The sequence below is a fragment of the Superficieibacter sp. genome, from assembly GCF_032071645.1.
Lineage (GTDB): Bacteria > Pseudomonadota > Gammaproteobacteria > Enterobacterales > Enterobacteriaceae > Superficieibacter.
Genome location: NZ_DAMAPU010000006.1, coordinates 222,437 through 248,551 on the forward strand (window position 1 = coordinate 222,437; position 26,115 = coordinate 248,551).

Consider the following 26,115-nt stretch of genomic DNA (forward strand, 5'->3'; position numbering starts at 1 on the left):
ATAATATAACAAAAACGCAAAAACACGCATTCATGGCAACCCTAAGGAGTGTAGAAAATGGCACCAAAATCCGTCATTTTATCGCCATCCCTGATGTGCGCGGACTTACTTAACTTAAGTCACGCCGTCCGGGAGCTGGAAGAAAGTGGAGTGGACGCGCTGCATATCGATATTATCGACAGCGCGTTTAGTCCCAGTATGCCGCTGGGGCTGGAAACGATAAAGCAGCTACGTAAAAAGACCTCGCTGGATTTTGATATTCACATCATGTCGATGAATAATGAATGGTTTATCAAACAGATGCTGGATGTCGGCGTTCAACGGATCGCCTTTCATTATGAGACTTCGCTGCACCCTGACAGGCTGGTAAACCTGATCAAAAAAGAGAATGTGGAGGCGGGGATCGCGCTTAACCCGGCGACCAGTTTAAGCACCCTCGACTACCTTTTACCTTCGCTGGATTACGTATTGTTGATGCTGATTAACCCAGGATTCGCGGGTGATAAGAGCGAGGCGCAGGTGCCTTACGCGCAGGAAAAAATCCGGCAGCTTCATGCAAAAATTGCCGATGCAGGCGCGAATACCGGCATCCAGGTTGATGGCCGCGTTTCGTTTGCCACCATCCCGGGGCTGATTGCTGCGGGAGCCACTAACCTGGTGCTGGGCAGCACCGGGCTATTTATCGCCGGTCATACGCTGGCGGAAAATAAATGCACGCTGGACGCCGTTGTTGCGCAGGGCTTGCAGGAAGAGAGGATCGGCGCATGAGCTACCAATACAGTAAAGACCGCGTGCTCCAGGAGCTGAATTTGACGCTCGATAACGTCCCGGAGCAAAGCGTGCAGCAACTGCTGGAGATGATCGAATCCGCCGACCGGGTATTTTTTGTTGGCGTCGGGCGGGTGCTGCTGTCATTGCAGGCCATCGCCAAGCGGCTGGCGCATCTCGGCATTCAAACCTGCATAGTCGGGCAGATCACCGAACCAGCGATTACTGAAAAAGACCTGCTGATTGTCGGGTCCGGGAGCGGCGAAAGCCTGTTCCCGTTGGGAATTGCCAGAAAAGCAAAATCTTTTCGTGCCAGAGTCGCGCATATCGGCGCTAACCCGCAAAGCAGTATGCGGGAGGTCAGCGATCTGTTTATTCGTATTCCGGTAAAGACCAAACTGAATCTGCCATCGGAGACGCCGTCCATTCAGCCGATGACGTCACTGTTTGAGCAGTCGCTGCTGCTGTTGGGCGATATTATTGCGCTCCTGCTGATCGAGAAAAGGCAAATTAATATGGCGTCGCTCTGGCAGTTCCACGCCAATCTTGAGTGATATCTAGCTTGTGCGCCCTATAAAACCTGTTATGTGGCGCGCCTTATTTATTATTAAGGAATGAAAATGACGATAACCGTTATTTTTGATATGGATGGTGTACTGATTGACTCTGAACCGGTATGGCGGGAAGTCGAAAAAGCCTTTTATTTGCAGCGCCACGGCCTGACGCTGGTTGATAGCGATTTTGATGCATTTACCGGTATGCCGGTGATGATTTTCCTGCGCAAACTCCATGAAAGGCATTGCCTGCCCGCACAGGATCTCAGGTCTGTTCACGACATTATTGTCGGGCAGGTCGCCGAAAAAATACGCCAGCACCCGGAGCCTCTGCCGGGCATATTCGATCTGCTTGCAGCCCTGAAGCAGCGTAATATCCCGATGGCCGTCGCCTCGTCTTCTCCGCTGCGCCAGATTGATAACGTGCTGGATACGCTGAATATCCGGGAATATTTTTCAGTCGCCATTTCCGCTGAAACGCTGAAGCATGGCAAACCGCACCCGGAAATATTTCTGAAGGCGGCTGAGATGATGGACGCCGATCCTGAATCCTGCCTGGTGATTGAAGACTCGCTTAACGGGCTGATCGCCGCCCGAGCCGCAGGTATGCAGGTCCTGGCGCTACCGGCTGCACATCAGCGCCAGGACCCGCGCTTTACCCTTGCCGACCAGATTATTGACCATCATGATGAAGTGCTACCTTTTATTTTAAACAATTAAATACAGGCAAAAAAAACAGGTTTACCGACTGTCAGGTAAACCTGTAAAAGGCGAGAAGGGATTATTACTCGCCTAAACCTTTCTCAATTTCAGATGCCAGACTTTGCATTGCGCTTTCCGCGTCTTCACCTTCAAACTCCACCCGAATTTCATGGCCCTTTTTGATGCCGAGGGATAAAAGCGCCATCAGGCTTTTCGCATTAACACGCTTTTCGTCGCGCGACAGATTTGCCACTTTTACCGCACAGGAAAAGGGCTTCAGCGTTGCAACAAAATGCGCGCCCGGACGTGCGTGCAGTCCATTTTCATTACGGATAATAAATTGTGCGTGACAGTGATTATTGACCATGGCAGTTAACAGAGTTCTGGATGGAAAAACCTGCGTCGGCATACTGCTGGGCAACGCAGCGCGTAATTTCATGGTCCTGAGGCAGGCCAATGATATTTGCAGCGGTGGCTAAAACGCCCTGGGCTTGCAGCGATTGCTGAACGGCCACCGAGGCTTTGTCGTCCGGCGCATAATAGGCAAGTCCGCAGGCAATCGCTTTAGCAATGGGAGTGTAATCCAGGCCGAATTTCAGGCATAGCTGTGCCACGCCCATCAGACGGTCACGATTAGCCAGCTTACGGATGGGGTCCCAGGCCACGCGATGAATGGAATCCGGCAGCTCGTTCTTCGCTTTTGGCAGGTATTCCAGATCCGTCAGCGCTTCGCGCGTGATTTGCGGGTACTCCAGCATTACCGCTTTGATGGTGATCGCGTGAACGGCATTAACCAGCTCCGCGACTTCAGGATCGGCTGAGGCGTCAGGGATAGTTTTATACCCTTTCTGGAAGCCAAAATAAGCGGTGGTGGCGTGCGGACCGTTGATGGTGAAGACCTTGATGTCTTTCAGCATTTCCAGGTGATCGCGCGGCTCCAGCCATTCGACGTCGCTGATGTCGTTATACAGCGGGGTCTGGATCAGCAGCGAAGCCACGGCGGTGCTGTCAATATTGGTGGCGTAATGCGTTGATGCATCGGTGGAGCGACGCACAATGGAATCACGGATCGCAACGTGGCTATCGAACCAGGCGCGGGCTTCCGGGGTTGAGATCGCGTTGCGGTAATAACCTTCGATATCTTTAATAATGTGGTTTTTATTGGTTAAGCAGATGAGGGTCATTTTTTTATCAGGATTGACTTCATACTGCTTTTCAAAACATCTGGCGAGATATTCGCCGGATTCCGGGAAATCTTCCGGGTACAGCGGGCACATAATGACAGAGGACTCAAGAAAATCATCCATTACGGAGTAATTATCATCGGTCAGAAAAGCATTAAAATTAGTGACATCATGCATGATAATGTCATCGGTACGAAATACCTGGACGGTATATTTATTGTGCTTGTTAAGTTCGTCGATGACTCGGGGATCTTTATCGAGGAAGGTAATACTCCAGCCAGCATTATCGAAAGTTTCGCCAACAAATCCCTTGCCAAGGCGGCCAGCGCCGACAACTAATACGCGTTTCATTAGAACACCTCATGATATTAGATGTCCTTGCTCGTGAATATATGGTTTATATCCTTGAGTGAGGACACAACGAAATTAGACCTGGTCTCAAGTTTTTCTTCGGTAACAAGAATGGCAACTTCATTCGAGACTTCAGCCATTTTTTGCTTGGTGTAGCACTCATCCAGACTCGGAATAGTTATGCCAACTTCGCTATCGACATGTGCGACACCCATAAAATAAATATCGGGACGAATAGCTTCGAGTTCACGGATAGTTTCTGCACCAATTAATACTAAGGAGTTTTTATACAGTCTGCCGCCTAAACCTACGACTTCCACATTCTGATAATCACTTAACAGATGCAGGATAGGAATATTATTGGAAATAACTGTACACTTTATATCCTTAGGAATGCATTTTACTAATTCGTAATTGGTCGTTCCTCCATCAATCAAAATAACACTATTCTCTTGAATTAAGCTCACTGCTTTCTTTGCGAGTTTAACTTTTTCATTAATGTTCAGATCCTGTCTGACATTAAACTCGGTGATTGCCGGGCCGACGCGGATGGCACCACTGTGTACACGTCGGATTAACCCCTGATTTGCAAGTTCATTTAAGTCGCGCCTTACGGTATCCTCAGAAACCTTCAGGCGCTCACTTAATTTACTGGCAACAATCTTTTTTTCTTTTTCAAGTATCTGAAGAATAATGTCTTGTCTGGCTGCCTTCATCACTGCATACTCATGTTATTCAAAGAATAATGAGTATATCTTATAAGTTCAGGACTTGTAAAATTTGTTGTGTAGACTTAGCATTACGTAATGCCATAACATTCTCTTCCTCAATACAAATAAGGGCGATCTTATTCAGTAACTCCATATGTTCGCCCTCCTTACCGGCAATACCAATGGTGATATAGGCCGTATTACCATCACCAAAATCTACGCCTTGTGGAAACTGTACTAAAGAAATCCCGGTTTTAATGATCTCACAGTCAGAACCATCGGTGCCGTGAGGGATCGCTAAACCATTTCCCAGATAAGTTGAAACTATCTCTTCTCTGAGTTTCATTCTCTCGATGTATTTTTCAGTAACGTAGCCATTCTGATTTAAAACGTTGCCAGTAAGTTTTATTGCTTCAAATTTATCAGTAGCGCTGGCGTTAAGTAGAATGTTTTTTATGGAGAAAATATCACTCATACGGTCGCCTCGTTATTATCAACCTGATTACGATGTTTGATGAATGCCACCGTTTCGTCATAATCACTTAACTTAATAAAGTTATTAACGGTCATGAAGGTCGTATCCGTGTTTTCGCAACTGAGCTTCGCGCGTTCCAGTAGCCCGGAGAGGGTGATAACAATGTCGTACTCTTTTCCGACCCGATTCGCAGAATCGTTGATGACGGTTATGCTCTCCAGTCCTTCTTCTTTCAGCCGCTTTCTGAGTACCGAGGCACCCATTGCGCTGGAGCCCATCCCTGAATCGCAGGCAACCAGAATGCGCTGGATGCTTTTCCCTGCGCTGCCAGCCACCGTCATGCCGGGCACAAAGTCGCTGACCGATTTGACCTGACGACCACCTACGATCACCGGGTTTTCTTCGTTGTCATCTTCAGAGCCGGGGCTGATTTTGAGCAGCAGCCAGCCAAGCGTACAGGACACGACAAAGCCCGCACTGATGGACACCAGGTTCGCCACTATCGCACTTTTCGGCGTCATCATCGCGATGGCGATCAGGCTGCCGGGTGATGCTACCCCAATCAGGCCGCCGTCCATGATCACTTGCAGGAACAGCGAGACCGCAAGGCCGCCCATGGTGGCGAATACCAGCAGCGGGTTAGCCAGCACGAACGGGAAGTACACTTCACCAATCCCGGCAATCCCGGCAATGAACATCGCCATTGGCGCGGTCTTTTTAGCGCGTCCACGACCAAACAGGGCGATAGCCATCAGCGTGCCTAACAGCGGCCCGTTGTTGGTATCCACAAGGAACATAATCGATTTGCCCAGTTCGGGAACCTGTGCAAAGCCGATGGGGGCGAGAATACCGTGGTTGACGACGTTGTTAAGGAAGAGCACCTGTGCGGGAGCCATAAATACCGACAGCAGCGGCAGCAGGTTGTGCGTGGTACACCAGTTAACGCCAGAGGTAATGATCACAATCAGCAGGCGGATCACCGGCCCGACGGTCATGTAGGCGAAGATCGCGCAGAGCAGACCGATGATCCCCAGGCTGAAGTTGTTCACGAACATTTCAAAGCCGGGTTTGATCTTATGCTGCACTTTCTGATCGAACTTCTTCAGCAGCCACGAAGAGAGCGGACCCATTACCATTGCGCCACTGATCATCGTGATATTGGAACCTACGATCACGCCCATCGTGGCGAACGCTGCAATCACACCGCCGCGCTGACCGTGAATGTTATATCCAGCCGTGTAGCCTATTAATAGCGGGAAAAGATAGTTCAGGATCGGGCCGACCATTTCTCCTAATTTTTCATTGGGAAACCAACCATTAGGAATAAAAATGGCGGCCATCAACCCCCATCCTACAAAAGCGCCCAGATTCGGCATTACCATGCCGCTCATAACGCCACCAAACTTTCTGATTTTTGCTAACGCAGGGCTATTGGCAATTCGATTATTTCCCATGGTCGGCTCCATTTCTTATGATGATGGGTGATTAATGATGTGATTTACCGCCGGTGATATTGACGACGGAACCGGTGATGTAGGAAGAACGATCGGAAACCAGGAAAGAGATAAGATCGGCAATCTCTTCAAGTTTTCCAGGACGGCCCAGCGGGATGATCCCTTTGTAGTCTTTATGCACTTTGGTTGGGTCAGTGCCACGGGTATAGGCCAGTGCCCGGAAATTTGCGTCGCTGTTCATTGGGGTCGGGACGTTTATAGCTGGCTCTACGCTGACAACGCGTACGTTATACGGCCCCAGCTCTTTGGCCCATGAGAAGGTGAAAGCATTAACGGCAGCTTTAGTGGCTGAGTAGCAGCTCTGCCCGCGTGAACCCTGAACGCCCGCTTCGGAGGTCATATTGATAATGACGCCGGATTCCTGTTCTACCATCTGGCGGGCGACGGCCTGCGAAACGAGATAAACGGCTTTCTGGTTTACATTGACCATAAAGTCGAAATCATCTTCGCTCAGTTCGTATTCCGGTTTTTCCTTGAAGACGTCAACCAGCAAGCGCGGGCGGCTGACGCCTGCGTTATTGACCAGCCCGTCAACGTGGCCGAATTTTTCGACCACGGCGGCGACCAGGCTTTCAACCTCAGACTTCTTCGTCACGTCGCATTTGATGTAGGTGATGGCGTCGTTTTGACTAAACGTCGCGTTGGGGGCGAGATCGGCATACACCACCGATGCGCCATTAGCGTGCAGGTTTTCAACCATTTTCTCGCCGAGACCCATGCTGCCACCGGTCACAATGACAACTTTTCCTGAAAGATCTAACCACTTCGTAGCTTGACTCATTTTTCTTTTCTCCCTTTCGCTGCTGATTAACATGCCCAGAGGTGCGGGTACGTAACTCTGCTGCATGTTTGCCTAAATAAATGCGTTTTTGTGCGCCCTTGTAAGATATGCGCAGAAAAACGCATTGCCTATCAGGATCGTTGCGATCTGCGAAGGAAATCACAATTAAAAAATATATCCATTATCATTCAATAAGTTACATTGTTGTATGGATTTTGCGTGGTACATCGCATTTTGTTGATGGTTGTTATTTGAACGTTTAAGTGTGCATGTAAGTGCATCTATTAATCCCAAACACGCATTTTGGCGCAATTATTGTTTTGTGATAATTAATTTGTTGTTAATGAAAAGTTTATTTAAAGAGAGGGCGATAAATCAGACGAGCAGGAGCATCGTTTTTGGGCGTGCGATGTCTACAGGCGAAAAAAAACTGCGGACCAGCCGCAGTTTTCAGGATTTGAGAGAGGATCTTCAGGCGTCTTCTTCGTCACGCAGCGGGACGATCAGCATGTCGACATGGACGGTGTTAATGAGCTGGCGCGCGGAGGACATCAGCTTGCTCCAGAAGTCCTGGTGATGACCGCAAACCACCAGATCCATATCATATTTTTTGATCGCATCGACCAGCACCTGACCCAGATCGCCGCTGCCGCTAAGGGTTTCTGTGATGGGATAACCGGCGTTAGCGGACAGTTCGCTTAGCGCGTGGTGGGTCTCTTCAGAGATGCGCTTTTGCATATCGCCAAGGTTGACATCAATCAGACCGGTGTAGAGATCGGAATAGTTTACATCTACGTGGATCAGGGAAATCTTCGCATCGTAAGGACGCGCCATTGATACCGCTTTGTCTACCAGCACTTTGCTTTCTGGAGACAGGTCAACCGCGATGAGAATGTGTTTGTAAGCCATAGTGTTACTCCTTCCATAAAGTTGTCGATGACCAGTGGGCCTGACGGCGATGCCGTCGGTTTCCGCGTCCTGCCTGCTACATACGCCAGGAATCAGCCCCGCCTTAAGAAGCCTGACGCTACCTTATAGCGCGTCGGGTTCTCCGTCAATGTCACTTGTTCATCATACAGTTGAACAAAATTTTCAGACAATTGCATTGATAGTGGTTAACCTTCTGGCAAAAAAATTAACTAATCTCCTACACTATTTAATGAGCCGGTCGGATAAATAAATGTGATCGGTTTCTCACTCTTTCAATGAATTCTTTTGTCCGGGTGTCGGAGAGCGATTATCCGCGATCGTTGATCGGCGGGTGATTGCCGGGGAGGCGGTATGATCAGCACCATCGCGCTTTTTTGGGCCTTATGTGTTGTTTGTGTTGTTAACATGGCACGCTACTTTTCCTCGCTGCGTGCGCTGTTAGTGGTATTACGTGGTTGTGACCCATTACTTTATCAGTACGTCGATGGCGGAGGTTTCTTTACCTCGCATGGTCAGCCCGGCAAACAGGTCCGTCTGGTGTGGTACATCTACGCCCAGCGGTATCTTGATCATCATGATGATGAGTTTATTCGTCGCTGCGAACGCGTGCGCGGGCAGTTTATCCTTACCAGCTTTCTGTGTGGGCTGGTGGTGGTGAGCCTGGTAGGATTGATGATTTGGCACTGAGCGAAAAAAAAGCGGGCCAGTTTCCTGACCCGCTCGCATTGCGTAAAAACCGCTTATCAGATGATTTTCAGGGCAATCCAGTACAGACCGCCTGACAGCAGGATTGAGGCGGGAAGGGTGAATACCCACGCCATCAGAATGCTGGTCACGGTTTTTCTTTGCAGACCGCCACCGTCCACGATCATGGTCCCTGCCACAGAGGACGAGAGCACGTGCGTGGTGGATACCGGCATCCCGGTGTAGCTTGCCAGACCAATTGAAACCGCCGCCGTCATCTGCGCCGCCATGCCCTGTGCGTAGGTCATGCCTTTTTTACCGATTTTTTCACCGATAGTGGTCGCCACACGACGCCAGCCAATCATCGTACCAATGCCCAGCGCCAGCGCGACGGCCATGATGATCCAGATTGGGGCATACTCAATGGTGCTCAGCATGTCGCCTTTCAGCTTCTTAAGCAGACGCTGATCGTCAGCGCTAACATCCGGCATCTTCGCGACTTTATCGGTCGTATCGGCGATACAAAGCATGATGCGACGCAGCTGACTGCGCTGCTCAACCGGCAGCTTGTCGTAGTTGTCGATGCTTCCCAGCATCGCTTTCGCCTTGTCCAGCGCGGTGATCGCCAGTCCCGGATGACAGTGGAACTCGGCCGGGCTGCTGCCGGTTTGTTCCGGCGTCGGAATGACCGGCTCTTTCTCAACCGCTTTTTGCAGCAGCGCAGGATGCTGCTGAAAGTACACTTCGACGTTGTTAATCGCGTCGCGTGTGCGGGTGATGTCGTACCCGGAGGCATTCATGTTAACCACGAATCCCGCAGGGGCCACGCCAATCAGCACCAGCATAATCAGGCCAATGCCTTTCTGCCCGTCATTCGCGCCGTGAGAAAAGCTAACGCCAATAGCGGAGAGGATCAGGGCGATACGGGTCCAGAACGGCGGCTTTTTCTTGCCGTCTTTCTTTTCACGTTCGGCTGGCGTCAGGTGGATACGGGCGCGTTTTTTGGTGCCGCTCCAGTAGCGGCGCAAAATAAACACTAAGCCACCTGCGAAGACCAGGCCGACGATAGGGGAGATGATCAACGAACCAAAGATGTTGATAACTTTGGGAATGTTAAGCGCATCGACCACCGACGTACCGCTCATCAGAGCATTGGTTAAACCAATACCGATAATTGCGCCAATCAGGGTGTGGGAGCTGGACGCCGGCAGACCAAAATACCAGGTGCCGAGGTTCCAGATAATCGCTGCCAGCAGCATGGAGAAGACCATTGCCAGGCCGTGAGCGGAACTAACGTTAAGCAGCAAATCGGTAGGTAACATATGCACGATGGCATAGGCTACGCTCAATCCGCCGAGCAGAACGCCAAAGAAGTTAAACACCGCTGCCATGACAACCGCGAGTTGCGATCGCATTGCGCGAGTGTAGATCACGGTTGCAACTGCGTTCGCAGTGTCGTGGAAGCCGTTAATGGCTTCGTAAAACAGTACAAATCCCAGAGCAAGTAATAATAAAAGGCCGGTATGAAAGTCGAGGCCAGCAAACAAATGTAGCATAGGACGTTACGCCATTTTGAGGACATGAACGCGGCGCATTATCAGTGACTTTAGCGGCGCGGGCAAAGTGAAATATAGCCTTTTTTTGATATTAGTCGTGGTTTGCCAGATCGTGCTAAAGATTTATCGTATAGATTTCAATGAAATGATTCACCAGACTTATTTTTGGCTGGTGCGACCACAGGCTAATCTTTACAATTCACGCCCTGATTTTTATGAGGATGTTGCTGTGGAAAGGTTTGATGTCATTGTTATCGGCGCAGGTGCGGCGGGAATGTTTTGCGCGGCGACCGCAGGGCAGGCGGGATGCCGCGTTCTGCTGCTGGATAATGGCAAGAAGCCTGGCCGCAAGATCCTGATGTCCGGCGGCGGCCGCTGCAACTTCACTAATCTGTACGTCGAACCTGCTGCTTATCTGAGCCAGAATCCGCATTTCTGCAAATCAGCGCTGGCACGCTACACCCAATGGGATTTTATTGACAGGGTGAACCAGTACGGTATTGCGTGGCATGAAAAGGCGCTGGGCCAGCTTTTTTGCGATGATTCCGCGCAGCAGGTGGTCGATATGCTGGTGCAGGAGTGTGAGAAGGGCCAGGTCACGATGCGCCTGCGCAGCGAGGTGCTGGCGGTGGAAAAAAGCGACGGTGATTACCGGCTGCAACTTAACGGCGATACGGTAACGGCCAGGCAACTGGTGATCGCCAGCGGCGGCCTGTCGATGCCGGGGCTGGGCGCATCGCCCTTCGGCTACAAAATCGCGGAGCAGTTTGGCCTGAAAGTATTACCGACCCGTGCCGGGCTGGTGCCTTTTACATTGCATAAACCGCTGCTGGAGCCGCTTCAGGCGCTCTCCGGGGTTTCGGTGCCGTCGGTGATCGCGGCCAGCGACGGCACGGTATTTCGCGAAAGCCTGCTGTTTACCCATCGCGGGCTTTCTGGCCCGGCGGTATTACAAATCTCCAGCTACTGGCAGCCGGGTGAGTTTGTCAGCATTAACCTGCTGCCGGACTGCGATCTGGCGAGCTTGCTGGACGCGCAGCGGGCGGCACACCCTAACCAGAGCCTGAAAAATACTCTGGCGATGCAACTGCCCAAACGGCTGGTGGAATGCCTCCAGCAACTGGGGCAAATCCCGGACGTCACGCTGAAGCAGTTGAATCCGCGCGACCAGCAGGCGCTGGTGGAGACGCTCACCGCCTGGCGGGTGCAGCCGAACGGCACCGAAGGCTACCGCACAGCAGAGGTGACGCTCGGCGGCGTTGACACGCACGAACTCTCTTCACGCACGATGGAAGCGCGTAACGTGCCGGGACTCTATTTTATCGGTGAGGTGATGGACGTTACCGGCTGGCTGGGTGGGTATAATTTTCAGTGGGCATGGTCCAGCGCATGGGCATGTGCCCAGGCGTTAATCGCCGCGCAGAACGTTGAAACGCCGTCATAAAGCAGGCGACGCTAACCGGCCCGGCAGGCCCGTAACAGGTCTGCCGGAGGTCAAATCAGACGATATCATCGACCACGCCGCCATCCACGCGCAGCGCCGCGCCGGAGGTGGCAGAAGCCTGTTCGGAACAGACATAGACCACCATATTCGCCACTTCTTCGACCGTGGCAGCGCGCTGGATCACCGAGCTGGGACGGTTTTCCATCACGAACTCTTTCGCTACCGTTTCCAGTGATTTACCGGTTTTCTCCACTTCATCTTTCATCATGGCGGCAAAACCGTCGGACAGCGTCGGGCCAGGCAGCACGCTGTTGACCGTGACGCCGCTTCCGGCCACAAACTTCGCCAGCCCGCGCGACAGGGAGAGAAGAGCGGTTTTCGTCACGCCGTAATGGATCATATCCGCCGGAATATTGCGCGCGGACTCGGAGGAGATAAACACCACCCGGCCCCAGCCTTTTCGCACCATGCCGGGCAGCAGCGCACGCGACAGGCGCACGCCAGACATCACGTTGGTTTGCCAGTAGTTATCCCAGGTTTCGTCATCGGTGGAATAAAAATCTTTTGGCCCAAAAATCCCGGCGTTGTTAACCAGAATATCGACCTCCTGCGCGACTTTCAGCAGCGACTCAACGCCTTCCGGGGTGCTGAGATCGGCAATCGCCGCCCGCAATTGCGCACCCGGCACGGCTGCCTGCAAATGCTGGATCCCCTGATTTACGCTGCTTTCGCTGCGTCCGTTGATAATGACTTCCGCGCCGCTTTCCGCCAGCCCTCTGGCAATCCCCAGGCCAATCCCGCCGGTGGAAGCCGTGACCAGTGCGATTTTTCCCGTAAAATCGATTTTCATGATCCACTCCATCTCGTTATGTTTGGTTCGAATCATTAAGCGTAGCAGGCGAGGGAGAGGTGCATAGCGCAGGAGGTAACAGGAAGTGTCCTCCTTCTGTCAGGATTGTTGCACTCAATGCACTGGCTTATTGACGTGAATAGTCAGGCGAGTTCCGCCCCCTCACTCCTCCGCTGTCAGACACTGTAAATGCCCGTGGCGCACGCCGCGCTGGGCGATCACATCGTCGGCAAAATGCTGGATTTCATGCATATTGCCCTTCAGTACCGCCACCTCCAGACAATCATCATGATTAATATGCACATGCAGTGTGGAGACGGACAGATCGTGATGGTGGTGCTGCGCGGAGACAATCCGGCTCGCCAGATCGCGTTTTTCATGTTCATAGACGTAGGAGAGCACCGCGTAGCCGCTCTGTTCACTGTGCCGGGTGTGCTCATGGACCAGCGCGTTGCGTAAAATATCCCGGATGGCTTCGGAGCGGTTATGGTAGCCCCGCTGCTGGCTGAGCTGGTCAACGGTGGCCAGCAGATCGTCGTCGAGAGTAATAGTGATTCGTTGCATCAGATAAGCCCTTGTTGTTGAGTACGACGGGGAACGGGAAAGGCGGGAAGTACCGCCTGCTGGAGCGCCTGACCTTCCGGGCTGTGTAGCCGAAATGGAGCTTGTACGGCGGCGGTTTCGATGATGGCTCCCCGTTCCATCACCATCACCCGCTGGCAGAAGCGCTCGACCAGCCTTAAGTCATGGGTGATAAACAGGCAGGCGGTGCCCGACTGCTGCTGGAGCCGCTTCAGTAGCTGAATAATTTCCGCCTGAAGCACCAGATCGAGGCTTGATACCGCTTCATCAAGGATCAGCAGCGCGGGGTTGACGATTAGCGCGCGCGCCAGACAGACCCGCTGTAACTGCCCGCCGCTCAGCTGGGTCGGGCGTTTATCCATTATATCCACCTCCAGTTCGACGGCCTGAAGCATGTCGGCGATGCGCTGCCGCTGCGCTTTTTTGCCGATCGACATCAGATGGCGCAGCGGTTCGCCGATGATCTCGCCCACCGTCTTGCGCGGGTTTACGGCGCTGAGGGCATCCTGGAAAACGAGTTGAATATCGCGGTGAAAGGCTTTGCGCGCTTCGCGGTTCAGGCGTGATATCGGCTTGCCGCGCCAGACGATTGTGCCCGTGTCAGGGCGTTCCAGTCCAACCAAGAGACGTGCCAGGGTACTTTTGCCGCAGCCGCTGCGGCCCAGCAGGGCCACGCTCTCGCCCGCCCGCAGAGTGAGTGAGATATCGCGCAGAACCGCAGGGTGATGCGGGTAACTGTGCGCAAGATCGGAAACGGTGAGAAGCGTCATTGCGGGATCTCCATACCGTAAAGCGCCAGATGCGCGGCCAGTAAACCGCGAGTGACCGGATGTTGCGGGGCGTTAAAAATAGCCTCCACGCTGTTGTGCTCAACAATTCGGCCGTGATCCATCACCGCCACATCGTCCGCCAGCCGTGCGACCACGCCCATATCATGAGTGACCAGCAGCATTCCCGGCGCGCGGCGCTGCATGATGTTCTCCAGCAGATCGAGAATGCGTGCCTGAGCCACGACGTCCAGGTCGGTGGTCGGCTCGTCGGCAATGATAAACGGCGCGTCGGACAACACCGCCATCGCGATCATCATGCGCTGCAACATGCCACCGCTCATTTCGAAAGGGTAAAGTTTTAATACCCGCTGCGCGTTCTCCAGGCCAACGGCGTCTAATGCCGCCAGCAGCGCGGCGTCGTCCGCAGGCTTACCCAGCGCCTGACAGGTTTCCCGTGCGTGGGTCGCCATCGTGTGCAGCGGGTTAAAGGCGCTGCGCGGGTTCTGCATGATGGTCGCCACGATGTGACCGCGCAGGTTGCACGGCGAAACCGGCTTGCCGTCTGCCAGGATTGCGCCCGCCGTCTGACGCACGCCTGATGGCAACACGCCAGGCACTGCCGCGCAGGTCAGCGATTTCCCGCTGCCGCTGCTGCCGACCAGCGCCAGCACGCGCCCGCGTCTGAGCGTCAGTGAGACGCCGTGGACCAACGGCGTTGCGGCCTGTAATTCAATGTCTTGTAATTCAATTTGCTGCGGCATCAGTGGGCGTGCTCCGTGGCAAGATGCGGGTCCAGATGATCGCGCAGGGCGTCACCCACCAGATTAAAGGCCATCACGCTGATAAACAGCGCCAGCCCCGGCCAGAACATTTGCAGCGGCTGGGTCCAGATGTACTGCCGCGCGTCGTTAATCATCACCCCCCATTCCGGCGTTGGCGCGGTCACGCCGAGGCCGAGGAATGACATCCCGGCAACGTGCAGCATCATATGACCGATATCCAGCGTTGCCAGTACCAGCAGGGACGGGATCGCTGCCCCCGCCAGATGGTCGATAAATATCCGCACATGACCTGCGCCGGAAAGCCGCGAGGCGAGGACAAATTCGCGCTGGCGCAGGGAGATCACCAGACTTCTGACCATCCGCGCATACCACGCCCAGTGCGACAGGGCGATGGCGATAATCACGTTAGTCAGCCCCGTTCCCAGCACCCCGACCATAAAAAAGGAGAGGATCGAGGTCGGAAAGGTCATAAACATATCCGCCACGCGCATGGTGAGCTGATCGACTCGCCCGCCGATCAGCCCGGCGCTGCCGCCGACGATCAACCCCAGCGCCAGTACCAGCAGGAGGCAGGCCATCACCGAGCCGAGCGAGACGCGGGTGGCCGCCAACAGGCGGGAGAAAATATCGCGCCCTAAATGGTCTGTCCCCAGCCAGTGCTCACCGCCCGGTGGCAGCAGGCGCGACGGTAAATCAATCGCCTGCGGATCGAACGGCAGCCACCACTGGCTGGTAAGCGCAATCCATGCCATCAGGGCGATAATGACCAGCGCGATACGCACCGACCAGCGAGCAGAAAGGAAAAAATTCACGAATGCGCTCCTTCATGGCGGCGAATGCGCGGGTCCAGCGCGGCGCTGAGCAGGTCAACAATCAGGTTACAGACCACGAAAACCACCACCATGATCAGCGTAAAGCACTGGATCACCGGATAGTCGCGGTTGAAGATGGCGGAGACGGCATAGCGCCCGACGCCCGGCCAGGCAAAGATATTCTCGATAATCATCGTGCCGCCGATCAGTTCGCCAATGTGCATCCCCACCGCGGTAATCACCGGCAGCGAGGCATTGCGCAGAATATGGCGGCGCTCGGTTTGCCGGTCGTTCAGGCCGCGCAGTCGCGCCCAGGTGACGTGCCGCTGCCCGGCGACTTCCAGCATACTGGCGCGCAGCAGGCGGGCGTTGATCGCCAGCGACATAAAAGCAATCGACACCGCAGGCAGAATGAGGTGCTGCCAGCCGCCATAACCCAGCGCGGGCAGCCATTGCAGATGCACCGAGAAGAACATCACCAGCAAAAACGCCAGCCAGAAATTGGGCATTGAGACGCCGAGAAATGCGATGAAGCGCACGGCAAAATCGGGCAGACGGTCGCGGTGGCGCGCCGCCCAGATGCCGAGTGGCACGGAGGTCAGCAGGATCAGCACCAGCGCCGCCCCCGCCAGTTCCAGCGTCGCGGGCAGGAAATTCAGCACGTCATCCAGCACCGGGCGCTGGGTGGCGAACGAGAGGCCAAAGTCCAGATGCAGCGCCTTCCATAGCCAAGTGCCGTACTGCACGATCAGCGGTTGATCCAGTCCTAACATCACCCGCGTGGAAGCAAGCATTTCCGGCGTTGGCGGCAGGTCAGAGAGGCGCAGATAGTCGAGCGCCGGATCGCCGGTGCCAAGGCGCAGCAGCAGAAAGATAATGACCGAGGCGGCGAAAATCATCGGGATCAGCAGCAACATACGCCGCAAAATGTAACGCAGCATCAGGGGTTCACCGGGGTAATGTCTTCAAACGGAATGTCTGAGGCAATGGGCGCGAAAGGAATGACGCCAAGCCCAGGCTTCGCCACCACCATCATTGAGACGTAGCTGATCGGCAGATACACCGCGTCGTTGTGCAGGCGGGTCAAAATATCGCGATACAGCGCCTGGCGTTGGGTCGGGTCGGTGGTTTCCAGTACCTCACCAATCTCTTTATCAATCAGGGGCTTATCTTCAAGCCCCTGCTGCGCCTGAAAATCCGCGTGCGACGGCACGCGCATCGAACTCATAAAGGCGTGCGGATCGTAAGGCGCGCCCCAGGTGCGGTTGAAAATCATGCCAAAACGACCGTCGCGCTGGCGGGCATAAACACTGCTCTCTTCTTCGCCGATCAGCGCGACATCGACGCCGATCTGGCGCATATCGCTCTGGATAATCTCCGCCATCGATTTACTTAACGCATCGGTGCCGATAAACGACAGTTCGATACGCAGCGGCTGACCGTTTTTCTCGCGAATGGCTTTACCGGCTGGCAGTGTCCAGCCCGCTTTTTCAAGCAGGGATTTTGCCAGCGTCGGGTCGTACTGGCGCGGTTTCAGGCCAATATTGGCGTAGGGAACGGAAGGGGAAAACAGCGTATCCGCCACCTGCTGAGTGCCGTAAAGCGCGTTGTCGATCAGCGATTTTTTGTTGACCGCGTAGTTAAGCGCCTCGCGCACCGCCAGTTCGTGAGTCGGTGCTTTGGCGGAGTTCAGCGCCAGCATCACCGTTTCAATCGGCTGCGAAAGCTGGGTGCGGTATGCCGGGTTATGGCTGAAGCGTTCGAAGGTATCGAGCGGCAACAAACCTTCATTGCCGTAAAGCAGGTCGATATCACCGGTTTCAAAAGCCACCGCGCGGGTCGTCGGGTCGGGGATCACCCTGACGGTGATTTTTTGGATCTGCGGCTTCTCGCCCCAGTAGCGATCGTTGCGCACCAGCACGTCATACTGATTCAGCTTCGACTCCTTCAGCATCCACGGCCCGGTGCCAATCGGCGCTTTAATGCCGAGCATCGTCTCATTATTTTTAAACTGCGAAGGAGCGATAAAACGGAACGGGCGCGGCAGGGCCAGCTCCTGGAGGAACGGGTAGTAGGCGCTTTTGAGGGTGATTTGCAGTTCGGTTTTGCTGAGGGCTTTAACGCTGGTGATTTGGTTGGTCAGTTCCAGCCAGGCGTGGCGCTGGCGGTTATCGAGCACCGCGCGGAAGTTCGCCGCCGCTGCCTGTGCGTCAAACGCTTCACCGTTGGAGAAGGTCACATCATCGCGCAGGGTGAAGGTCCAGACCTTGCCATCCGCCGAATGGCTCCAGCGCGTCGCCAGCCAGGGTTTTACCGTGCCGTCCGCCTGATATTTCACCAGCGGCTCATACACCATGCTTTGGGCGAACATCTGGTTCGGGGTGTAAAGATGCGGATTAAGCGGCCCGACGTTCACCGGCCAGGCGGTGGTAATTTCGGTGGGTGCTGCGGCACGCGTAAGCAGCGGCGCACAGGCAATCACCGCCAGCAGAACGTAACGTAATCTGGACAACGTTATTGCCTCAAGGATGAGATAATCGAAAAAGTGTGATGATTTTAGTAATTCATCATACTTTTACGTTGTCCTGAATCAATAGATGCCCGGTATCTATAAGAAAGCGCTATGTGTTGTACCGGGCTAAAAACAAAACGTTATCCCGGCAATCGGCTTTTCGGACGCCCTGGCCCCAGCAGGATCGCCAGTTTGCTGCCGCCTTTGGTGGTCTCCATCCAGATCTTACAGACGCTGGTTAACGGCACCGAAAGGAGCATCCCCACCGGGCCGAGCAGCCAGCCCCAGACCAGCAACGACAGGAACACCACCATCGTCGACATCCCCAGTCGGTGCCCCATCATGCGCGGTTCAACCATATTGCCGAGCACCATATGCACCACCAGGAACAGTGCGCCGACCATCACGAATTCATACACGCCGTTAAACAGTAGCGCCTGAAACATCGGCGGCACGGCGGAAAGCACCGAGCCAATGTTGGGAATGTAGTTCAGCAGGAAGGCCAGCACGCCCCACATCAGCGCGAACTGAATATCCAGCAGCATTAGCCCCAGCCAGACAATCACCCCGGTCCACAGGCTGATCAGCGTTTTCAGCGCCAGATAATGCGAAACGCCTTTCAGCGCGCGGTGCAGCCCGGCGATGTGGATCTGTGGATTGGAGAGGGCAAAACGCAGTTTGTAAGGCACGTGGCGCACTTCAAACAACATAAACACCACGGTCATCACCAGCAGCACCACGCTCGCCATCGCGCCGGAAAGCTGGGTCATTAAGGCGGTGGCGAACGCCATTACCTTTTCGGAATCCATACGCCGGAGCATCACTTCCGGGGAGAGATGGAGGTGGAGCAGCGGCACCTGGCGTTGCAGGTAGAGCACTTTTGCCGTCAGCTCTTTATTGTATTTCGGCAGCAGAGCGACAAACTCGTTCAGCGACGCCGCCAGCACGCCTAACAGCGCGGTCAGGACCACCATCATCACCAGCACTACAATGGTAATGGCGATCGGGCGCTTGACCCCCCGGCGGATAAACCAGGTGACCAGTGGATTCAGGACGATAGCAAAAAAGAGCGCCAGCAAGAGCTGGACCAGAATATCCGCCGCTGCATGAATACCCGCCAGAATAATAACCAGTGCGGCCAGCTTTAACAGAATGTGCAAACCCGCTTTATCGGGAGTAGGGGTAGTCATGGAGAGTTCCTTCAGTAAGAATGCTCTAAGTGTAGCGCTTTGTTGCTGGAACGCCGGAGGCAGAAATTCTGAAAGCAGCGGCAACATTTCGTGTCCTGACGTGTAATAATGAAACATTGTTGTAAAAATGCGGTGAATGTTATGCCTGAACCCGTCGCCGGGCCGGAGCTAAGCGGCTTCCGCCTGAACCTGCGGATCCTGTCGGTTGTTATTTTTAACTTCGCAAGCTATCTCACCATCGGGCTGCCGCTGGCGGTCCTTCCCGGCTACGTGCATGACGTCATGGGCTTCAGCGCTTTCTGGGCGGGGCTGGTCATCAGCCTGCAATACTTCGCCACGCTGCTAAGCCGTCCCCATGCCGGGCGCTACGCCGACCAGCTCGGCCCGAAAAAAATCGTCGTCTTTGGGCTGTGCGGCTGTTTTCTGAGCGGCGTCTGCTATCTGCTGGCGGCCTTTGCGGGCGGCTCCCCGATATTCAGCCTGATACTACTGTGCCTGGGGCGCGTGATCCTCGGGATTGGTCAGAGCTTTGCCGGAACTGGCTCGACGCTGTGGGGCGTGGGCGTGGTTGGCTCGCTGCATATCGGGCGGGTCATTTCCTGGAACGGCATCGTCACCTATGGCGCGATGGCGATGGGTGCGCCGCTGGGCGTACTGTGCTACCAGTGGGCAGGACTGGGCGGGCTGGCGATAATCATTATGGCGGTCGCGCTGGTGGCGCTGCTGTGTGCCCTGCCGAGAGCGGCGGTGAAAGCCGGGCGCGGGAAAGCGATGTCGTTTCGCGCGGTGCTGGGCCGGGTCTGGCTGTATGGCATGGCGCTGGCGCTGGCGTCCTCCGGTTTTGGCGTGATCGCCACCTTCATCACCCTGTTTTATGACGCCAAAGGCTGGGACGGCGCGGCCTTTGCGCTGACCCTCTTTAGCTGCGCGTTCGTCGGCACGCGCCTGCTGTTTCCCAACGGTATTAACCGCCTCGGCGGGCTGAACGTGGCGATGATTTGCTTTGTGGTGGAGATAATCGGCCTGCTGCTGGTGGGCATCGCCGATACGCCGCTGATGGCGAAAATCGGCACGTTGCTGACCGGCGCGGGCTTCTCGCTGGTCTTCCCGGCGCTGGGCGTGGTGGCGGTGAAAGCGGTGCCGCAGCAGAATCAGGGATCGGCGCTGGCAACCTATACGGTGTTTATGGATTTATCGCTGGGGATCACGGGGCCGCTGGCCGGACTGTTGATGACCTGGGCGGGCGTACCGGTCATTTATCTGGCGTCGGCGGGGCTGGTGGCGGTAGCGCTATTGCTGGGCTGGCGATTAAAAAAACGGCCTCCGGTGTTGCCAGCGGAGGCCGGATAATTACTTAATAACTACGGTATTGATAATATTTTCCGCAGCGGTCTGCGCTTTCTGCTGGTTATCAGCAGGCAGCGTGACTTGCAGGGTCAGCAGTTTGTTATCCACTTTGCTGAGCACCACGGAAGACCAGGCGGTCTGACCTTTGGCGGAAATGATACTGTCGAGCTGGTGCATATCGTGGCCTTTGACGGTCAGCGATTTATTAGAGACCACCTGCAACTGCGGATCGCGGTTGCGCTGCTGTTCCTGAAGACGGTTCGCCAGCACGTCGAGGCTTTCGGTGGTGTCGTCACCCAAGATAACAATCACCGCTTTTTGCCCGGTCGCATCAGAATACACGTGCATGTTGTTCGCCTGGGTTCCCAGCTTGCCGCTCTGGTCGGTCATATCCGCCGGGAGCGAGAAGGTGACCTTGCCATCCAGCAGGCTGATGGGCTGCCCGGTAGCGTTACTTTCCGCAGACGCTGCCTGAGCGGACGTGGTCGTGTCGCTGTTATCACAGGCCGCAAGCCCCATCACCAGCAGGCCAATACCGACATATTTAACCAGATTGCGCATTGACTTCTTCCTTTTCGATAAACGGCCATGAATGGCTCATGAGCTTATCTTAACACAACCGCAACGCTGAACCTTTAACCCGCCTGCAATGCGGAGAAATCAGATTTATCCGCCAGCCTTTTCAACAGGATATTCAGCACCACGCCGTACATCGGCAGGAAGAAGAGCAGGCTGATGATCACCTTAAAGCTGTAATCCACCAGTGCGATTTCCACCCAATGGGTCGCCATAAAGGGATCGGAACTACGCCAGAAGGCGATAAAGAAGAAGGCCAGCGTATCGCTGACGTTACCGAACAGCGTTGAGGCCGCCGGTGCCATCCACCAGCGATGATTTTGCCGCAGGCGGTTGAAGACGTGAACGTCAAGGATCTGTCCCAGCGCGTAGGCCATAAAGCTCGCCGCCGCGATGCGCGCCACAAACAGATTGAAATGCGCCAGCGCGCCAAAGCCCTGCCACGATCCCATATAGAACAGGGAAGAAATGACGTAGGAGACCAGTAGCGCCGGGATCATCACCGCGAAAATAATTCTGCGCGCCAGCGGAGCGCCAAAAATACGGACGGTGAGGTCGGTGGCGAGGAAAATAAACGGAAAGCTAAACGCGCCCCAGGTGGTATGAAAACCAAAAATGGAGATCGGTAACTGCACCAGATAGTTGCTGGAGGTGATCACCAGCAGATGAAACAGCGATAGCCAGAACAGCGCTTTCATGCGCTGAGCAGAAGTAAAACTCGTCATGTTGTGACCTTTTTAGTGGTTGGGGTGAGGGAACCCAATGAAACCGCCGCATGATACTGCTTTGGTGATGCTTTGCAATGGTTGTTTTTCACGCAATCGTTAACCTGACTTGCGTCACAAAAAAGGCGGCGTAAACTAACGCCGTTTTTGATCACACGAGATAACCATGACCGATTCGTTCTCAACCGCCGACCACGTTCTTGATGCGCTGGGCCTTCGCTGCCCGGAACCGGTGATGATGGTGCGTAAAACCGTGCGCACCATGCAGGTCGGCGAAACGCTGGCTATCGTCGCCGACGATCCGGCCACCACCCGCGATATCCCCGGCTTCTGCCGTTTTATGGAGCACGAGCTGGTGGCGCAGCAAACGGATACGCTGCCGTACCAGTATTTGCTGCGTAAAAATCACTGATCCCGCTTAATTACCTTTGCGCAGCAGGCGTAGCGCGTTCGCCGTCACCAGCACCGTCGCGCCGGTATCCGCCAGCACTGCCAGCCACAGGCCGGTAATGCCAAACAGCGTGGTAAGCAGAAATATCCCTTTCAGCCCCAGCGCGATGGCAATATTCTGGCGGATGTTAGCGTGGGTAGCGCGGGCGAGGCGGATCATTTCCGCCAGACCGGTCAGCCGGTTGTGGGTCAGTGCGGCGTCGGCGGTTTCCAGCGCCACGTCAGTTCCGCTACCCATTGCAATGCCGATCGTTGCGGCTTTCATCGCAGGCGCATCGTTGATGCCGTCGCCGACCATTGCCAGCGGTGCGTGCTGATTCATTTCACTCACCGCCCGGACTTTGTCGGCGGGCAGCAGTTCCGCTTTGAACTCCAGCCCCAGCTCACCGGCAATCGCCGCCGCCGCGCGCGGATTATCGCCGGTCAGAATGATGCCCTGCACGCCAAGTTGATGCAGCGCGTCTACCGCTTCCCGCGCGTCTTTGCGCAGGGTGTCACGCAGGGCGATCAGGCCCAGCGCAACGCCGTTCTCTGCCAGCATCACCACCGTTTTCCCAGCCTGCTCAAGGGCATGGACCTGCTCTTTCACCGTTTCTTCAGTCGATTTCCCGGCCGCGCACAGACGCAGGGTTTTGCCCGCCACTTCGGCTTCAATGCCGGTTCCGGTCAGGGTACGCTGACCGCTGGCTTGCGGCAGGGTAAGATGACGCGCCTGCGCTTCACGCACGATGGCCTGCGCCAGCGGATGCGTCGAACCCAGCTCGACGGCGGCGGCGAAGGTCAACAGTTCCTCTTCGCTCACGCCGCGCGGGTAAATGCCCGTCACCTGCGGTTTGCCGACGGTCAGCGTGCCGGTCTTATCAAACGCAATGTGGCGGATGCGCCCCAGCTGCTCCAGCGCCGCGCCACCTTTAATCAGCGCGCCGCGCCGGGCGGCAGCGGCCAGCCCGGAAGTAATTGCGGCAGGCGTGGAAATCACCAGCGCGCACGGGCAGCCAATCAGCAGCAGGGTCAGCCCTTTATAGATCCACGGCAGCCACGGGGCGGCAAACAGCAGCGGCGGCAGGACCGCCACCAGCAGCGCCACGGCCATAATCGCTGGCGTATAAATACGGCTGAAGCGGTCGATAAAACGCTCAATCGGCGCGCGGCGCTCTTCCGCCTCTTCGATCAGGCGCAGGATGCGATCAATCGCGCTATCGCCGGGCTGCGAAACGACGGTGAGCTGGACCAGGCGGTCAACGCTGGTCGCGCCCGCCGCGACGCTCTCTCCCGCGCTGCGCTCGACCGGCACGGATTCCCCGGTCAACGCGCTTTCATCAAAGCTGGCAAACGGCGTAAGGAGTTGACCATCGGCGGGCAGGCGTCCTCCGGCAGCCACTTCAATCACATCGCCGGGGCGCAGATCGCGCTGGGCGACCGTTTCCCGCTGGCCGTCACGCAGGCGCACGGCGGTTTCCGGCTGAAGCGCGATGAGCGCGCTGACGCCCTGGCGGGCGCGACTGGCGGCCCAGCCTTCAAGACGTTCGCCGATCAGGAACAGCAGCAGCACCATCGCCGCTTCTGCCGTCGCGCCAATAAACAGCGCGCCGAGGGCCGCCACGCTCATCAGGGTTTCGATGGCGAACCAGCTCCCGCTGTTAATCAGCCGCAGCGCCTGGCGCAGAATGGGGTACAGCCCCACCAGGGTGGTGAGGATAAAGGCGAACTGGCCTGCCGGATGGTTAAACTGCTCCAGTCCCCAGCTTGCCGCCATCATCAGGATCAGCACTATCAGGGGCAAATTCTCGCGCAGGCGCGAGGTGGCAGGCGGCGGGGCGCTTTCACTGCGCAGCGAATAGCCCGCGTTTTTCACCGCCTGCTCGACTTGCTGGCTGACATCGGTCGCGGCATTGACGGCGAGCTTTTCGGTGGTAAACAGCACCTGCACCTGGCTGACGCCCGGAACCTGACGCACGGCGTTTTCCACCTTGCGGGCGCAGGCAGCGCAGTCCATGCCTTCCACCGTCCAGCGATAGCGCGCGTCCGTTAATGTTTCTGCGGGCGCAACCGACCCATCAGCACAGCAATCGGTGCATTCAGGCTTTGCTGGCGTGAAGGTAAATTTAGCGAACTGCGGGACCTTTTTGCCGTCGGTATCTGGAGTCGACATTGTACTCTCCGGGTAATGATAATTTTCTCATTACCCGCAGCATACACTCTGGAGTCGACTCCAGAGTCAAGCAAAAATCAGAGATAAAGCGAGCGGACGATCAGGAAGTGCCCGGCAAAGTAACAGGCGGCAGCAATGGCGCTGTCGGCGCGAAAACGGCGGCGATAATGACTGCCCAGCCAGACCACGTTGCTGATGAGCAACAGCGCTGCACCAACAAAGGCGGAAAGCGCGTTATCGGTCGGGCGGAAGAACCACAGTTCACCGGCCAGCCAGACCATCACCAGCGTCATCGCAATAAAAGTGCACACCGGCAGGCGTAGCTCCTCCAGCCGCGTCCAGACGGTAGCGATCAGCAGTGCGCCAATCACCAGCAGCACCAACGGCAGCGGCCAGAAGAAGGAAAGCGTCATCTGGCTGGCAAAGTAAATAGTGTAAAGCAGATGCGACAGGAAGAACGCACCGATGGCATACAGCAAGCGCTGGCGCGACAGCAGGGTTAATGCATCGCCAACCAGCGTGGCGCACAGTCCTGCCAGCACCAGATAACTGATGGCGTTGAACATCGGTGCCTGCCAGGCAAGCAGCAGTAAAAGCAGCAGGGTGACGGGTTTAAATACCCAGCGTTGCCAGACGGGTCCGCGATAAGACGCATCAACATACAGCCAGGCGGAGAAACAGACAGCGATAAAAGACCACAGCATCTTAATTCCTTGAATTCGCTATTATTGCGCGGGCATTACGCCCGCAGCCCTGTTAATCAGTGTAGTGTCTCGCGCCGGGAGATGACAACGCCCGCAGGCCGCTCATTTTTTTTGCTGCTTCAGTTTTTTCTGCCAGGCAAGCAGTTCAAAAACGCCAAACAGGAAGATGCGCGTCTTCTGTGCGCGGGTCAGTTGCGGGCCATCTTTCGGCTGCGTGGCGTTCAGTAACGCCATTTGCAGACCGTGCATCAGCACCATAAAAATCAGCGCCACGTTGACGAAAATATTCAGCGGACGCGGGAAAGGCTGTACGATGTTGAGCAATAAAAATGCCCATACGCACAGCATCAGCAAGCGCCCAAGATTAATTAACATCCTGTTCTCCTTGTTCTTCGCGACGGTACAGGCGGTACGCCACCTGGCCTGCCACTTTTTCGCGGTGGAGCTGCCAGCGTGCCGGAACCGGCGGCAAACCGTTCTCAACTTCGCTTTCCACATAAATCAGCGCTTCATCTGCCAGCCAGCCGTTGCGCTCCAGCAGGGTCAGCGTCTCTTCCAGTAATCCTTTGCGAAAAGGCGGATCGACAAAGACGATATCGTGCGCGGTGCCGGGCTGGTTAAGGAAAGCGAGCGTGTTGGTGATTTCCACCCGGCCATGAGTGGCCTTCAGGGTAGCAAGATTTTTCTGTAGCTGCTGGGCCACGCCGCGCTCCATTTCCAGCAGCGTGGCGCTTGCGGCGTAACGTGACAGCGCTTCCAGCCCCAGCGCGCCGCTTCCGGCGAAACAGTCGAGGCAGCGGGCATCAACCATCGACGGAGCCAGCCAGTTAAATAACGTTTCCCGAACCCGGTCGGTGGTGGGACGCAGGCCTGGACTGTCTGGAACCGGTAATTTCCGGCCCCGCCACTGTCCGCCAATGATGCGGATTTGCCCGCTGCCTGCGTGGTTAGGTTTCTTCATCTTGTTGCTCTGCTCACTCATTTAGCCTGCTATTCTGTACACAAAATCA

General features: G+C 55.5%; 29 protein-coding genes. 7 read left to right on the forward strand and 22 right to left on the reverse strand.

The annotated features are described in order from the left end of the window. The first annotated feature begins 57 nt into the window (after nt 1-57). The 3 genes from RT197_RS13885 (at nt 58) to RT197_RS13895 (ending at nt 2,042) form a co-directional block, all read left to right on the forward strand. On the forward strand, nt 58-768 hold the full coding sequence (locus RT197_RS13885; protein ID WP_312951554.1) for a ribulose-phosphate 3-epimerase: 711 nt from the start codon (nt 58-60) through the stop codon (nt 766-768). Then, nucleotides 765-1,322, forward strand: a complete 558-nt coding sequence (hxlB, locus tag RT197_RS13890; RefSeq protein WP_312951555.1) for a 6-phospho-3-hexuloisomerase — start codon at nt 765-767, stop codon at nt 1,320-1,322. Before RT197_RS13885 ends, hxlB begins: the two co-directional genes overlap by 4 nt. 66 nt (nt 1,323-1,388) lie before the next feature. Beyond that, nucleotides 1,389-2,042 (forward strand): HAD-IA family hydrolase, encoded by a 654-nt coding sequence (locus RT197_RS13895; protein ID WP_312951556.1) that lies wholly within the window; start codon nt 1,389-1,391, stop codon nt 2,040-2,042. Nucleotides 2,043-2,106: 64 nt separating this feature from the next. Here RT197_RS13895 and RT197_RS13900 read toward each other — a convergent pair whose 3' ends face one another. The 7 genes from RT197_RS13900 to uspA form a co-directional block, all read right to left on the reverse strand. Next, nucleotides 2,107-2,391, reverse strand: a complete 285-nt coding sequence (locus tag RT197_RS13900) for an HPr family phosphocarrier protein (RefSeq protein ID WP_312951558.1) — start codon at nt 2,389-2,391, stop codon at nt 2,107-2,109. Continuing rightward, nucleotides 2,381-3,559 carry a mannitol dehydrogenase gene (locus RT197_RS13905; protein ID WP_312951559.1) on the reverse strand — a complete coding sequence of 393 codons (1,179 nt, stop codon included), beginning with the start codon at nt 3,557-3,559 and terminating at the stop codon, nt 2,381-2,383. Before RT197_RS13905 ends, RT197_RS13900 begins: the two co-directional genes overlap by 11 nt. Before the next feature lie 17 nt (nt 3,560-3,576). Next, nucleotides 3,577-4,275, reverse strand: coding sequence for a DeoR/GlpR family DNA-binding transcription regulator (locus RT197_RS13910; RefSeq protein ID WP_312951645.1), 699 nt, complete (start codon nt 4,273-4,275; stop codon nt 3,577-3,579). 40 nt (nt 4,276-4,315) lie between these two features. Continuing rightward, nucleotides 4,316-4,744, reverse strand: coding sequence for a PTS sugar transporter subunit IIA (locus tag RT197_RS13915; RefSeq protein WP_312951560.1), 429 nt, complete (start codon nt 4,742-4,744; stop codon nt 4,316-4,318). Continuing rightward, nucleotides 4,741-6,198 (reverse strand): PTS mannitol transporter subunit IICB, encoded by a 1,458-nt coding sequence (locus RT197_RS13920; RefSeq protein ID WP_312951562.1) that lies wholly within the window; start codon nt 6,196-6,198, stop codon nt 4,741-4,743. Before RT197_RS13920 ends, RT197_RS13915 begins: the two co-directional genes overlap by 4 nt. Before the next feature lie 31 nt (nt 6,199-6,229). Then, a complete protein-coding gene (locus tag RT197_RS13925) occupies nt 6,230-7,039 on the reverse strand; it encodes a sorbitol-6-phosphate dehydrogenase subunit (protein WP_312951564.1) in 810 nt (269 codons plus the stop codon). A 471-nt stretch (nt 7,040-7,510) separates the two neighbouring features. Next, the gene (gene uspA / locus RT197_RS13930) at nt 7,511-7,948 is read right to left on the reverse strand and encodes a universal stress protein UspA (RefSeq protein WP_312951565.1); all 438 of its coding nucleotides are present in this window, start codon (nt 7,946-7,948) and stop codon (nt 7,511-7,513) included. 372 nt (nt 7,949-8,320) lie between these two features. On the opposite strand from uspA, the gene uspB reads away from it, so the two are divergent. Then, nucleotides 8,321-8,656 carry a universal stress protein UspB gene (gene uspB, locus RT197_RS13935; protein WP_103675821.1) on the forward strand — a complete coding sequence of 112 codons (336 nt, stop codon included), beginning with the start codon at nt 8,321-8,323 and terminating at the stop codon, nt 8,654-8,656. Between the two features lie 56 nt (nt 8,657-8,712). On the opposite strand, the gene pitA is transcribed toward uspB, so the two are convergent. Continuing rightward, nucleotides 8,713-10,209, reverse strand: coding sequence for an inorganic phosphate transporter PitA (gene pitA, locus RT197_RS13940; RefSeq protein ID WP_312951569.1), 1,497 nt, complete (start codon nt 10,207-10,209; stop codon nt 8,713-8,715). Between the two features lie 229 nt (nt 10,210-10,438). Between pitA and RT197_RS13945 the strand changes: the two genes are divergently transcribed. Then, a complete protein-coding gene (locus RT197_RS13945) occupies nt 10,439-11,653 on the forward strand; it encodes an NAD(P)/FAD-dependent oxidoreductase (protein WP_312951571.1) in 1,215 nt (404 codons plus the stop codon). Between the two features lie 55 nt (nt 11,654-11,708). Here RT197_RS13945 and RT197_RS13950 read toward each other — a convergent pair whose 3' ends face one another. The 8 genes from RT197_RS13950 to RT197_RS13985 all read right to left on the reverse strand — a co-directional run bounded on the left by RT197_RS13950 (nt 11,709) and on the right by RT197_RS13985 (nt 19,151). Then, the gene (locus tag RT197_RS13950) at nt 11,709-12,503 is read right to left on the reverse strand and encodes an SDR family oxidoreductase (protein ID WP_312951572.1); all 795 of its coding nucleotides are present in this window, start codon (nt 12,501-12,503) and stop codon (nt 11,709-11,711) included. Nucleotides 12,504-12,665: 162 nt separating this feature from the next. Further along, entirely contained in the window at nt 12,666-13,067 is a 402-nt protein-coding gene (nikR, locus tag RT197_RS13955) for a nickel-responsive transcriptional regulator NikR (RefSeq protein ID WP_312951574.1), read from the reverse strand. Continuing rightward, nucleotides 13,067-13,855, reverse strand: coding sequence for a nickel import ATP-binding protein NikE (gene nikE, locus RT197_RS13960; protein WP_312951576.1), 789 nt, complete (start codon nt 13,853-13,855; stop codon nt 13,067-13,069). Before nikE ends, nikR begins: the two co-directional genes overlap by 1 nt. Further along, on the reverse strand, nt 13,852-14,616 hold the full coding sequence (gene nikD, locus RT197_RS13965) for a nickel import ATP-binding protein NikD (protein WP_312951577.1): 765 nt from the start codon (nt 14,614-14,616) through the stop codon (nt 13,852-13,854). Before nikD ends, nikE begins: the two co-directional genes overlap by 4 nt. Then, nucleotides 14,616-15,449, reverse strand: coding sequence for a nickel ABC transporter permease subunit NikC (gene nikC / locus RT197_RS13970; protein ID WP_312951578.1), 834 nt, complete (start codon nt 15,447-15,449; stop codon nt 14,616-14,618). The genes nikD and nikC overlap by 1 nt, the downstream gene beginning before the upstream one ends. Continuing rightward, entirely contained in the window at nt 15,446-16,390 is a 945-nt protein-coding gene (gene nikB / locus RT197_RS13975; protein WP_312951580.1) for a nickel ABC transporter permease subunit NikB, read from the reverse strand. The genes nikC and nikB overlap by 4 nt, the downstream gene beginning before the upstream one ends. Next, a complete protein-coding gene (gene nikA / locus RT197_RS13980) occupies nt 16,390-17,961 on the reverse strand; it encodes a nickel ABC transporter substrate-binding protein (RefSeq protein WP_312951581.1) in 1,572 nt (523 codons plus the stop codon). The genes nikB and nikA overlap by 1 nt, the downstream gene beginning before the upstream one ends. A 140-nt stretch (nt 17,962-18,101) precedes the next feature. Continuing rightward, nucleotides 18,102-19,151 carry an AI-2E family transporter gene (locus tag RT197_RS13985; protein ID WP_312951582.1) on the reverse strand — a complete coding sequence of 350 codons (1,050 nt, stop codon included), beginning with the start codon at nt 19,149-19,151 and terminating at the stop codon, nt 18,102-18,104. Between the two features lie 141 nt (nt 19,152-19,292). Between RT197_RS13985 and RT197_RS13990 the strand changes: the two genes are divergently transcribed. Continuing rightward, nucleotides 19,293-20,501, forward strand: a complete 1,209-nt coding sequence (locus RT197_RS13990; protein WP_312951584.1) for an MFS transporter — start codon at nt 19,293-19,295, stop codon at nt 20,499-20,501. On the opposite strand, the gene RT197_RS13995 is transcribed toward RT197_RS13990, so the two are convergent. Together RT197_RS13995 and RT197_RS14000 are read right to left on the reverse strand one after the other, a co-directional pair. Next, on the reverse strand, nt 20,502-21,059 hold the full coding sequence (locus RT197_RS13995; RefSeq protein ID WP_312951585.1) for a DcrB family lipoprotein: 558 nt from the start codon (nt 21,057-21,059) through the stop codon (nt 20,502-20,504). Nucleotides 21,060-21,133: 74 nt separating this feature from the next. Then, nucleotides 21,134-21,799, reverse strand: coding sequence for a 7-cyano-7-deazaguanine/7-aminomethyl-7-deazaguanine transporter (locus RT197_RS14000; RefSeq protein ID WP_312951587.1), 666 nt, complete (start codon nt 21,797-21,799; stop codon nt 21,134-21,136). A 166-nt stretch (nt 21,800-21,965) separates the two neighbouring features. Here RT197_RS14000 and tusA point away from each other — a divergent pair, with 166 nt between their 5' ends. Continuing rightward, the gene (tusA, locus tag RT197_RS14005) at nt 21,966-22,211 is read left to right on the forward strand and encodes a sulfurtransferase TusA (RefSeq protein ID WP_312951589.1); all 246 of its coding nucleotides are present in this window, start codon (nt 21,966-21,968) and stop codon (nt 22,209-22,211) included. A 6-nt stretch (nt 22,212-22,217) separates the two neighbouring features. Here the strand turns inward: tusA and zntA are convergent, their stop codons facing one another. The 4 genes from zntA to rsmD all read right to left on the reverse strand — a co-directional run bounded on the left by zntA (nt 22,218) and on the right by rsmD (nt 26,066). Beyond that, nucleotides 22,218-24,401, reverse strand: coding sequence for a Zn(II)/Cd(II)/Pb(II) translocating P-type ATPase ZntA (gene zntA / locus RT197_RS14010; RefSeq protein WP_312951591.1), 2,184 nt, complete (start codon nt 24,399-24,401; stop codon nt 22,218-22,220). A gap of 77 nt (nt 24,402-24,478) precedes the next feature. Further along, nucleotides 24,479-25,105, reverse strand: coding sequence for a lysoplasmalogenase (locus tag RT197_RS14015; RefSeq protein ID WP_312951592.1), 627 nt, complete (start codon nt 25,103-25,105; stop codon nt 24,479-24,481). Between the two features lie 102 nt (nt 25,106-25,207). Continuing rightward, a complete protein-coding gene (locus tag RT197_RS14020; protein WP_312951594.1) occupies nt 25,208-25,480 on the reverse strand; it encodes a DUF1145 family protein in 273 nt (90 codons plus the stop codon). Beyond that, nucleotides 25,470-26,066, reverse strand: a complete 597-nt coding sequence (rsmD, locus tag RT197_RS14025; RefSeq protein ID WP_312951595.1) for a 16S rRNA (guanine(966)-N(2))-methyltransferase — start codon at nt 26,064-26,066, stop codon at nt 25,470-25,472. The genes RT197_RS14020 and rsmD overlap by 11 nt, the downstream gene beginning before the upstream one ends. Nucleotides 26,067-26,115: the final 49 nt, after the last annotated feature.